Source organism: Streptomyces sp. NPDC058257 (assembly GCF_042881845.1).
In the GTDB taxonomy this organism is placed as follows: Bacteria; Actinomycetota; Actinomycetes; order Streptomycetales; family Streptomycetaceae; genus Streptomyces.
In genome coordinates this window covers 1-12,536 of the sequence record NZ_JBHVXJ010000032.1, presented here as the reverse complement: position 1 = coordinate 12,536, position 12,536 = coordinate 1, and the positions used below count along the sequence as shown (strand labels likewise).

2 protein-coding genes are annotated in these 12,536 nt (G+C 70.1%); both read right to left on the bottom strand.

Features of this window, described 5'->3' with window-relative positions; all coding sequences use genetic code 11:
- Positions 1-7 precede the first annotated feature (7 nt).
- On the bottom strand, positions 8-9,874 hold the full coding sequence (locus ACFVXC_RS40365) for a type I polyketide synthase (RefSeq protein ID WP_389916468.1): 9,867 nt from the start codon (positions 9,872-9,874) through the stop codon (positions 8-10).
- A gap of 83 nt (positions 9,875-9,957) precedes the next feature.
- A partial coding sequence (locus ACFVXC_RS40360; protein ID WP_389916466.1) for an SDR family NAD(P)-dependent oxidoreductase occupies positions 9,958-12,536 on the bottom strand: 2,579 nt, incomplete at its 5' end.

Genomic DNA, 12,536 nt, shown 5'->3' with positions numbered 1-12,536 from the left:
CGCTTCGTCAGGAGTCACTGTTGTCCAAGGCCATCTGGACCAGGGTTTCCACGTCCAGGGCGTCGATCGAGGCGGACGCGTCGTCGCCATCGTCCGGAGTCACTGTGGTGACCGCCGAGCCGTCGTCGGGCGCGGCGAGCCGCAGGAGGGCGTCCATCAGTCCGGCCTCTCGGATGCGGGCGATCGGGACAGCTGCCAGGACCTTGCGGACTTCGGTGTCCGCGGGGGTGTCGGGCGTACCGCCCGCACCGCGGTCCATGTCGCCTTCCGGGCCGTCCCCTTCGGGCAGGAGCTCCGCCAGCAGGTGGCGGGCGAGCTCATTGGCGGTCGGGTGGTCGAAGACCAGGGTGCTTGGCAGGCGAAGGCCGGTCGCCGCGCTCAGTCGGGTGCGCAGTTCGATCGCCGTCAGCGAGTCGAAGCCGGACTCCTTGAACGCACGGTCGGCCTGCACCGCCTCCGGTTTCGTGTACCCGAGCACGGCGGCGACCTCCGTGCGCACCAGCTTCAGGACGGTGCGCGCACGCTCAGCGGTCCCGGCCTTGGCGAGCCGCTCGCGCAGGGCGGCGGCGACTTCGTCCGGCCCCGGGGCGCCCGGTGTGCCGACGGCGTGCGGTCCGCCGCCCGCCGCCGCGTCGAGGGCCGCGCGGGCCTCGGGCAGTTCGTCAAGGAGCGGACTCGGCCGCTGGACGGTAAAGGCGGGTGCGAAGCGTTGCCAGTCGACGTCGGCCACCGTGACCAGGGCGTCGCGCCGATCGAGGATCAGCTGCAGGGCGGCGAGAGCTCGTTCGGGCCGCATCACGGGCAGGCCCCGCTTGCGCAGGTGCCGGGCGGCCTCGTCGTCGCCCGCCATGCCCGAACCCGCCCAGGGTCCCCAGGCGACCGACGACACCGCGAGCCCACGGGCCCTGCGATGCTCGGCGAGCGCGTCGAGGTGGGCATTGGCGGCGGCGTACGCGGCCTGGGCGCCACTGCCCCATACTCCGGCGATCGACGAGAACAGCACGAACGCGTCCAGCGGCTCGTCACCGAGGAGTTCGTGCAGGTGCGTGGCGCCGGTGGTCTTCGCCGCCACCACGGCGGCGAAGTCGGCCGGGCTCGTCGCGTCGATCAGCTGGTCCTGGCCGACGCCTGCCGCGTGTACGACGGCGGTCAGCGGGTGTTCGGCAGGCACGTCCGCGAGCAGGCGCGTGACAGCCGCGCGGTCCGCGATGTCGCAGGCCGTGACGGTCACCTTCGCGCCCAGGGCGGTGAGCTCCGACTCCAGGTCGAGAGCGCCGGGTGCGTCCGGGCCACGGCGGCTGGTCAGGACGAGGTGTTCGGCGCCGTTGCCCGCGAGCCAGCGCGCCACGTGCGCGCCGAGTGCGCCGGTGCCGCCCGTGACGAGCACGGTGCCGCGCGGGCGCCAGGGCTCCGCCGGGGTCTCCAGGGGCCTCTGGGCCTGCGGCGCCTGCGGGTTGTTCGCCGGGGTCGCGTCCGGCAGACCCGCCGGGGCCGCACTGCCCGCGCGCACCAGGCGGCGAGCGAAGACACCGGAACCACGGACCGCGAGCTGATCCTCGCCTCCTGCCCCCGCGAGCACGTCCACGAGACGCGACCCGACGTCATCCTTCTTGGCCTTCCCTGCCTCGGGGAGGTCGATTGCCTCGGGGAGGTCGATCAGCCCGCCCCACAGCTGGGGGTGTTCAAGACCCACGACCCGCCCGAAGCCCCAGACCTGGGCCTGCCTGACGCCGCGCAGAGGGTCGTTCGCGCCGACGGAGACGGCGCCGGACGTCGCGATCCACAGCCTCGCGGACGCCATCGTGTCTGCGAGGGCCTTAGTGAGGGTGAGCGTCGCGGCTACACCCCAGGCGAGATCACCGGAACCCCCGGGGCTTTCAGTGGTGCCTGTGCTGCCTGTGCTGCCTGTGCTGCCGTCATACGAGCGTTCGTCGAGCATCAGAAGCGACAGCACACCGGACGCTCGTCCGCCGACCCCGTCGAGGAGCCGCGCCATCTCCGCGCGGTCAGCGACCACCGCGTCGTCGCCCTCGCTCCCTCCGACCACGATCCGCTCGACGTTCACGCCTCGCGCCGCCAATGCCTCCTCGGCGGCCACGCACCACGGGTGCGCGATCTGCGCTGCCGGCACCACCAAGGCCCAGGTGCCCGACAGAGCCGTCCCGTCCGGCAGGCCGGTCAGCGGCTTCCACGAGACCTGGTAACGCAGCGCGTCCAGCGCGGACTGCTCACGCCGCTTCCGCCGCCATGAGGCGAGCGCGGGCAGCACCGACCGCAGCGAGGCCTCCTCGTCGATCTCCAGGACCCCGGTCAGCCCCTCCAGGTCCTCGCGCTCGACCACGTCCCAGAACGCGCCGTCGACGCGGGCGGCCTCGTCATCGGCCGGAAGGGCACCGTTCGCATTCCTCACCTCGGGCCAGTAGCGCTGGTGCTGGAAGGCATAGGTGGGCAGGTCGACGCGGCGACGCGCGGCGACGGGCTCGTAGAGAGGCGTCCAGTCGACGTCGACGCCCCGCACGTGCGCCAGGGCGAGGGCAGTCAGGAACGTGTCGGGCTCGGGGCGATCGCGACGCAGGGCCGCGATCAGGCCCGACTGGGCCTCGGGCTCGGTGACGGTGTCGTGCGCCATCGCCGTGAGCACGGCGTCCGGGCCGAGTTCAAGAAGCGTCGACACTCCGTACTCCGTAAGGGAGTTGAGGCCGTCATGGAAGCGCACCGCCTCGCGGACGTGCCGCACCCAGTACTCCGGATCCTGAAGCTCAGCAGCCTCGGCCAGCTCACCCGTCAGGTTCGAGACCACCGGCAGCTTCGGCGTTCCATACACGATGCCCTGCGCGACCTTGCGGAACTCGTCGAGAACCGGGTCCATCAACGGCGAATGGAAAGCGTGCGAGACCTTCAGCCACCGCACCTTCCGCCCCTGGCCCCTCAGCGTCTCGGCCAGGCCCTCCAGCACCTCACGCTCACCGGAAAGCACCAGCTGCGAAGGACCGTTCACCGCCGCGATACCCACACGGTCCGCAAGCCCCTCAACGAGGGGCAGTACGTCCGTCTCCGTAGCCTGCACGGCGAGCATCGCGCCGCCCTCGGGCAGCGCCTGCATCAACCGGCCGCGTGCGGCCACCAGCCGGGTCGCATCCTCCAGAGACCAGAGCCCAGCCACATACGCCGCAGCCAGCTCACCCACCGAATGCCCACCGAGTATCTCCGGCCGCACACCAAACGACTCAGCCAGACGGTAGAGAGCCACCTCGACCGCGAACAACGCGGGCTGCGCATACCCGGTCCTGGACAGCAGCTCGGCATCGTTACCGAACATCACATCCTTCAACGGCCGATCCAGCACCGCGTCCAGATGCGCACACACCTCATCAAGCGCATCCGCGAACACCGGGAAGGCGTCGTACAACTCACGGCCCATCCCCACCCGCTGACTGCCCTGACCCGTGAAGACAACACCCAGGCGCCCCTCCACCACAGCCCCGGAAACCTCACGCTCCCCCAGCAGCACAGCCCGATGCTCAAGAACCGCCCGCCCCGAAACCAGAGACCAGCCCACATCGACAGCACTCGCCGGGCTCAACTCACCGTCACCAGCGGTGCGTTCACTCAGCCGCTCCACCTGCACTCGCAGCGCATCAGCACTCTTCGCCGACACCACCCACGGCACCACGCTCGACGGCGGGGCACTCACCACGGCGTCACTGTCCGAGACGGCCTCAATCGGCGCCTGCTCCACGATCACATGCGCATTCGTCCCGCTCACACCGAACGACGACACACCGGCCCGACGCGGACTGTCGCCGCGCTCAGGCCACTCCCTCGCCTGCGTCAACAGCTCAACAGCCCCCGCCGACCAGTCCACATGACTGCTCGGCCGATCCACATGCAACGTCGGCGGCAGCACACCCGCCCGCATCGCCATAACCATCTTGATCACACCGGCAACACCCGCAGCGGCCTGCGTATGACCGATGTTCGACTTCACCGAACCCAACCACAACGGCTCGCGCCCCTCACCCCGCTCCTGCCCGTACGTCGCCAGCAGGGCCTGCGCCTCGATCGGGTCACCCAGAGTCGTGCCCGTACCGTGCGCCTCCACCGCATCCACATCACCCGCAGCCAACCCCGCACTCGCCAGCGCAGCCCGGATCACCCTCTGCTGCGACGGCCCATTCGGCGCAGTAAGCCCATTGCTCGCACCATCCTGGTTCACGGCCGAACCGCTCACCACCGCCAACACCTCATGCCCATTCCGGCGCGCGTCCGACAACCGCTCCAACAGGAGCAGCCCGACACCCTCACCCCAACCCGTACCATCCGCAGCCTCCGCGAACGCCTTGCAACGGCCATCCACCGCCAAACCCCGCTGACGACTGAACTCCAGGAAGGCGCTCGGTGTCGACATCACCGTCACACCGCCCGCGAGCGCCAAGTCGCACTCACCCTGACGCAGCGCCTGCGCCGCCAAGTGCAGGGCGACCAGTGCCGATGAGCAGGCCGTGTCGACGGTCATCGCGGGGCCTTCAAGGCCGAAGGCGTAGGACAGCCGGCCCGAGACGACGCTCGCGGCGTTGCCGGTGCCGATGTAGCCCTCGGCGACCTCGGGGGCGTCCTTCAGGAGGTCCAGATAGTCCTGGCCGTTGGTTCCGGCGAAGACCCCCGTACGGCTACCGCGCAGGGACGACGGATCGATGCCCGCCCGCTCGAACGCCTCCCATGCCGTCTCCAGAAGCAACCGCTGCTGCGGATCCATCGCGAGCGCCTCACGCGGCGAGATCCCGAAGAAGTCGGCGTCGAAGCGGTCGGCACCGTCGAGGAAGCCGCCCTGCTTCGTGTACGTCGTGCCGGAGCTGTCCGGATCGGGGTCGTACAGCGACTCGGTGTCCCAGCCACGGTCGGCGGGAAATTCCCCCAGGGCATCGACGCCGTCGGCGACGAGGCGCCACAGGTCCTCCGGTGACCGGACGCCGCCCGGGAACCGGCAGCTCATCGACACGATCGCGAGAGGCTCGTCGTCAGCCCCGTGGGCCGGTGCCGGTCGCACCACGTCGGCGTCGGTGACTGTGGCCGTACCGCCCAGGGCCGCCGCCGAGCCGAGAAGTTCAGCGTGCAGGTAGTCGGCGATCGCCTGGGGCGAGGGGTGGTCGAAGACCAGCGTCGCCGGGAGGGTCAGGCCGGTCGTGGCGGCGAGGCGGTTGCGGAACTCCACGGAGGTGAGCGAGTCGAAGCCGAGTTCCTTGAACGCCCGGTCGGCCTCCACCACCTCAGGTCCGCCGTGGCCGAGGACCGTGGCGGCCTGGGACCGTACGAGGTCGCGCAGGGTGCGTTCGGCGTCGGCACGCGACAGGGCCGCGAGCTGCTGCTTCAGGGCCGGTCCCTCGGGCTCTTCCGCACCGAAGGGGGCGCCGCTGGTCGCACGGGCGACCGCGATCTCCGGGATGTCGTCGAAGAGTGCGCTCGGCCGGGCGGCGGTGAAGCCGTCCGCGAAGCGTTCCCACACGACGTCGGCGACGACCGTCGCGGAGTGTCCGACCTGGGCTACGGCCGACTGACCTGAGCGATCGGAGTGACCGGGGTGACCGGAGTCGATGGCCCGAACCGATTGCCGCAGCACCTCCGTCGCCCGCCCGGCGTCCATGACGGGAAGGCCCGCCCGGCGCATGCGCGCCTCGGCCCCGTCCTCGTCGGCCGCCATACCCGTACCGCCCCACGGCCCCCAGGCGAGGGAGACGGCCGGCAGGCCCTCTGCCGTACGGCGCTCCGCGAGTGCGTCGATGTATGCGTTGGCCGCAGCGTAGTTGCCCTGCCCGGGCGCACCGACCGTGCCGGTCAGTGAGGAGAAGAGCACGAAGGCCGTCAGCTGTTCACTGTCCCGGGTCAACTCGTGCAAGTTCAAAGCAGCTTCAGCCTTGGGCCGCAACACAGCCGCCAGACGCTCACCCGACATCCCATCCAGAACACCGTCATCCAACACCCCCGCCGTATGAAACACCCCCCTCAACGGCACATCCCCAGAAATCCCCTCCAACACCCCCGCAAGCGCACCCCGATCAGCCACATCACAAGCCACCACCGAAACCCTGGCCCCCAACCCCTCCAACTCCGCAACCAACTCCCCCGCACCCGGAGCCGCCAACCCACGACGACTCGTCAACACCACATGCTCCGCACCCCCAGCCGCCAACCACCGCGCCACATGCCCACCAATCGCACCCGTACCACCCGTAACCAGAACAGTCCCCCCAGGCACCCACACACCAACAGACCCACCCACACCAACCGAACCACCCACACCGACCGAACCAACCGAACCAACCGAAGCCAACGACTCAACCCGCACAAGACGACGCACAAAAACACCCGAACCCCGGACAGCCAGCTGGTCCTCCCTATCCCCGCCTCCTCCGGCGAGCACCCCGGCAAGACGCGAGAGAGCGCGGGCATCCGGCACCCCGGGCAGATCGATCAGACCACCCCACCGCTCCGGATACTCCAACGCCGCGACCCGGCCAAGACCCCACACAGCCGCCTGCCCCGCATCAGGCGCCCCATCGGACTGCCCGACCGAAACCGCACCCCGCGTGACACACCACAACGGAGCCGACACACCAGCATCACCCAACGCCTGGATCAGCGTCAGCGTGGCCGTGAGATCGTCGTCCAGGCCCAGCGCAAGTACACCTTCAATGGTGATTCCATCGGCCACGGAACGCAGCTGATCGGCGAACGCGTCCCGGGCGACATCCGCCCCGTCCACCTCGACGGTCACGAGCCGCATACCCTGCCCGGCGAGCCCCGCCGGCCACGGGTCGTCCGCACCCCCGGCGGGCACAACAGCGAGCCAGGTGCCCTTCGGCTTGACGGGGGCCACCCTGCTCAGGGGCTTCCACGTCACGCGGTAGCGCCACCCGTCGAGCGCGGACTGCTCGTTCCGCTGCCGCCGCCACGCCGTCAGAGCGGGCAGCACTGACCGCAGCGGAGCCTCCTCGTCGACGGCCAGGGCACTCGTCAGCGCGCCTAGATCCTCGGCCTCCACGGCCTTCCAGAAGCTCTCGTCGACCGGGTCACCGCTGCCGACCGCGCCGTATGCGGCCGACTGCTGCTGCGGATTGAGCCAGTAGCTCTGGCGTTGAAAGGGGTAGGTGGGCAGGTCGACGCGGCGTCGGTTCTCGACCGGGGCGTAGAGGGGCGTCCAGTCGACGGTCGCGCCGCGCACGTAGGCCTGAGCGAGGGCGGTCAGGAACGTGTCCGGCTCGGGACGGTCCTTACGCAGGGCCGCGATCAGACCCGACTGAGCGGCCGGATCGGTGACAGTGTCGTGCGCCATCGCCGTCAGCACGGCATCCGGACCCAGTTCGAGGAGCGTCGAAACCCCGTATGCGGTGAGGGAGTTGAGGCCGTCGTGGAAACGCACCGCCTCGCGGACGTGGCGCACCCAGTACTCCGGATCCTGAAGTTCAGCAGCCTCGGCCAGCTCACCCGTCAGGTTCGAGACGACCGGCAGCTTCGGAGCCTCGTACGTCAGGCTCTGCGCGACCTTACGGAAGTCATCCAGGACCGGGTCCATCAACGGCGAATGGAAGGCATGCGAGACCTTCAGCCACCGCACCTTGCGCCCCTGAGCCTTCAGCGTCTCGGCCAGGCCCTCCAGCACCTCACGCTCACCGGAAAGCACCACCTGCGACGGACCGTTCACCGCCGCCAGACCAACCCGCTCCTCCAGACCCTCCAGGAGCGGCAGTACGTCCGCCTCAGCCGCCTGCACAGCCAGCATCGCGCCGCCCTCAGGCAACGCCTGCATCAACCGGCCCCGAGCAGCCACCAACCGAGCCGCATCCTCCAGAGACCAGAGCCCAGCCACATACGCCGCAGCCAACTCACCCACCGAATGCCCACCAACAACCTCCGGCCACACCCCGAACGACTCAACGAGCCGATACAGCGCCACCTCGACCGCGAACAACGCAGGCTGCGCATACCCCGTCCGCTCAAGCAGCTCGGCATCGTTACCGAACATCACATCCTTCAGCGGCCGGTCAAGGACCGCGTCCAGATGCCCACACACCTCATCCAACGCATCCGCGAACACCGGGAAAGCCTCATACAACTCACGGCCCATCCCCACCCGCTGACTGCCCTGACCCGTGAACACGACTCCCAGGCGGCCCTCCACCACGGCCCCCGAGACCTCGTGCCGTCCCAGCAGCACAGCCCGATGCTCAAGCTCCGCCCGCCCCGAAACCAGCGACCAGCCCACGTCCGCCGGATCCAACTCGCCCTCGTCGACCACGAATCCGCGCAGCCGCTCCACCTGCCCCCGAAGCGCCTCCGCGCTCTGCGCCGACACCACCCACGGCAGCAGCGCCGCAGTCGACGACCCGGCCTCGGCCGGTGCCGCCTCCGCGGGCCCTACGGGATCCGGCGCCTGCTCGACAATCACGTGCGCGTTGGTCCCGCTCACACCGAACGACGACACACCTGCCCGACGCGGACTGTCACCGCGCTCAGGCCAGGTACGCGCCTCCGTCAGCAGCTCAACGGCCCCTGCCGACCAGTCCACATGAGAGTTCGGCTGGTCCACATGCAACGTCGGCGGCAGCACACCTGCCCGCATCGCCATGACCATCTTGATCACACCGGCGACACCGGCGGCGGCCTGCGTATGGCCGAGGTTCGACTTCACCGAGCCCAGCCACAGCGGGTCCCGTCCCTCGCCGCGCTCACGGCCGTACGTCGCCAGCAGGGCCTGCGCCTCGATCGGGTCACCCAGCGTCGTGCCCGTACCGTGCGCCTCCACCGCGTCCACATCACCCGCGGCCAACCCCGCGCTCGCCAGCGCAGCCCGGATCACCCGCTGCTGCGACGGCCCGTTCGGCGCCGTGAGTCCGCTGCTCGCGCCGTCCTGGTTGACGGCGGAGCCCCGCAGGACCGCAAGCACCTCGTGCCCGTTGCGACGCGCGTCCGACAGACGCTCCAGGAGCAGCAGTCCGGCACCCTCACCCCAGCCCGTACCGTCCGCGGCCTCCGCGAACGCCTTGCACCGGCCGTCAGCCGACAGGCCGCGCTGACGGCTGAACTCCACGAAGGTGTCCGGTGTCGACATCACCGTCACACCGCCGGCGAGGGCCATCGTGCACTCGCCCTGCCGCAGCGCCTGCGCAGCCAGGTGCAGGGCGACCAGCGACGACGAGCACGCGGTGTCGATCGTCACCGCGGGGCCTTCGAGGCCGAAGGTGTAGGACACCCGGCCGGACGCGATGCTGCCCGCGCTGCCGTTGCCGAGGTAGCCCTCGAACTCCTCCAGGCCCTCCGGGTTGCTGAGGATACGGTTGCCGTAGTCGCCGTACATGACGCCGACGAAGACACCCGTGCGGGTGCCGCGTGCCGACAGCGGGTCGATGCCCGCCCGCTCGAACGCCTCCCAGGTGGTCTCCAGGAGCAGCCGCTGCTGCGGGTCGATGGCGAGGGCCTCGCGGGGGCTGATACCGAAGAATGCGGGGTCGAACTCCGCGGCGTCGTGCAGAAATCCGCCCTCGCGCGCGTAGCTCTTGCCAGGGCGGTCCGGGTCGGAGTCGTGAAGGTCTTCGTCCCAGCCACGGTCGTCCGGGAAGGGGGAAATGGCGTCGCCGCCCTCGGCGACGAGCTTCCACAGATCCTCCGGGCTGCCGACCCCACCGGGGTAGCGGCAGCTCATCGCGACGAGGGCGATCGGCTCCTGGTCCGCCGACTCGGCCTCCTGCAGCCGCTGCCGCGTCTGGTGGAGGTCCGCGGTAACTCGCTTGAGGTAGTCACGGAGCTTCTGCTCGTTCGCCATTCGGTGCGACTCCTTCAAATGAGCAGAACCCAATCGCGCCCATTTTCGTTTCTGCACGATATCCAGGGATCACTGTAGATAGGGAGGGTAGGGCCAACAACCCCTACCCTCCCCCTATGGAACCCCTCAGGAATTACACCTCAGGAAAGACCGAGTTCATTGTCGATGAAGTCGAACATGTCGTCGTCATCGGCTTCTTCGAGCTGTTCCACGATGGAGACCGCGGCCACGGAACCCTGCTCCTCACCCTCAAGCCTGCCGAGCAGCGTACGCAGCCTGTTCCGTACGGCTGCCCTGTCTTCACCACCCAATGGGCCTGCGACCAGGGCCGCTTCCAGTCCGTCGAGCTCGGCGGCGACACCCCCGCCGCGCGGCCCCATCGCACCACCGGCCGCCCCGGCACCCTCACGCGGCAGACTCTCGTCCAGATGGGCGGCGAGCGCTGCCGGCGAGGGGTAGTCGAAGATGAGGGTAGCCGGAAGTCGCAGCCCTGAAAGGGAGTTCAGCTGATTGCGGAGTTCCACGGCCGTAAGCGAGTCGACTCCCAATTCCAGGAATCCACGAGTGGCGCCGACCGCTTCGGCTCCGGAATGCCCGAGAACCATGGCGACATTCCCGCGGACCAATTCGAGAAGGGTGCGCTGCCGCTCCTCGTCACTGAGGTCGGCGAGGCGCTGCGCGAGGGTTGGCCCGTCGCTCGCCGCGCTCCCGTTCCCCGCCTGTCCGAGAGCCCGCCCGGCCCGGCGCACCGGCGTGCGGACCAGCTTCGAGAACACGGGCTGCAGCCCGTCCGCACCGGCGCCAGCGCGCAGCGACGCGGCATCCAGGCGCAGCGGCACGAGGACTGCGGGCAACTCCTCGACGGACCCAACCGCGGTGTCGAGGAGCGCGAGCCCCTCCTCCGACGTGAGCGGCGCGACCCCGCCCCTGGCCATCCGGCCCAAGTCCCCGGTGTCCAGCTTCCCGGTCATGTCGCTCTCCTGTGCCCACAGGCCCCAGGCGAGCGAGGTCGCGGGAAGGCCCTGCGCCCTGCGGTGCTGGGCCAGTGCGTCCAGGAAGACGTTGGCCGCCGCGTAGTTGGCCTGCCCCGCGCTGCCCAGGACACCCGCTGCGGAGGAGAAGAGGACGAAGGCGGAGAGATCGAGTCCGGACGTCAGCTCATGGAGATTGAGGGCCGCGCCGACCTTCGGACGCAGGACCGTGTCGAGCCGCTCAGGGGTGAGCGAGGTGACCACACCATCGTCCAGAACACCCGCCACGTGCACGACCGCCGTCAGATCCGAGCCGACCTCCGCGATGAGGGAGGCCAGCGCCTCGCGATCGGCGGCATCGCACGCCGCGATACGCACCCCGGTCCCCAGCTTCTCGATCTCCGTACGGAGTTCGTCCGCACCGGGTGACTGCTCACCACGTCGCGATACGAGCAGCAGATCCCGTACACCATGACGCTCGGCCAGATGACGGCTCACGATCCGCCCCAGGCCACCCAGAGCACCGGTCACCAGGACCGTACCCTCGCCCCAGCCGCCCTCCTCGACAGCCGCCTCCGGCACCGCGACCCGGACCAGACGCGGCACCCACACCACACCCTCCCGCACCGCGACCTCCGGCTCACCGGACGCCAACACCCCGGCAATCACCGCATCGTTCACGTCCGTCTCAGCGGCGGCCGGGTCCACGTCGACCAGCACGAACCGGCCCGGATTCTCCACCTGCGCCGAACGCACCAGACCCCAGACGGCCGCACCCACCGGATCCACCGCCGCACCATCGGCCGTGGCCACCGCACCCCGCGTCACCACAGCGAGCCGCGACGCCTCACGCCGCTCATCGGCCAGGAACTCCTGCACCGAGCTCAGAGCGTCGGCGAGCAAGGCGGACACCGCTTCCGCACGTACGGGTGGCGATACGGGTACGGATCCTTCGGCGTCACCACCCGTCAGGGCCAGCACCTCAATCCCGGACAGTGCGGTAGCTGTGTCCGGCGCCGCCGAACTCCCGGGCAGCGATGACCACTCGACGCGGAACAGGGAGTCCCCGGCCGCCGCACCACCGCCGAGTTGGCCGGCCGCGACCGGGCGGGACACCAGCGACTGCACAGAAGCCACCGCCTGCCCGGCGGCGTCGGCAAGCGTCAGCGAGACGGCGTCCGACCCGACCCTGGCCAGGCGCACCCGGACCGCCGACGCACCCGCGCGGTACAAGGACACACCGCTCCATGCGAAGGGCAGCCCGAGCCCCTGTCCCGTCCCGTCCTCTCGCTCCGGCAGCAGCATCGTGGAGTGCAGGGCGGCGTCGAGCAGGGCGGGGTGCAGAGCGAAGGCAGCCGCGTCCTCGCGCTGCTCCTCTCCCAGCCGTACGTCGGCGTAGATCTCGTCGCCGCGCCGCCACGCGGCCCGCAGCCCCTGGAACACGGGACCGTAGCCATAGCCCGTCTCGGCGAGCCGCTCGTAGAGGGTGGACGTAGCCTCGATCAGCTCCGCGCCCGGCGGCGGCCACTCGGTCAGGTCTACCGGTTCCCCGCCCTGAGCGGCGGACAGTGCTCCCTCGGCGTGGCGGGTCCACGCCCCCTCGGAGTCCTGCGCGTCACGCGAGTGAATGCTCAATGAGCAGCGGCCGGTCTCGTCCTCGGCGCCCACGGTGACCTGGAGCTGCACACCACCCTGCACAGGCAGAACCAGCGGAGCCTCCAACGTCAGCTCCTCCACAAACCCACAAC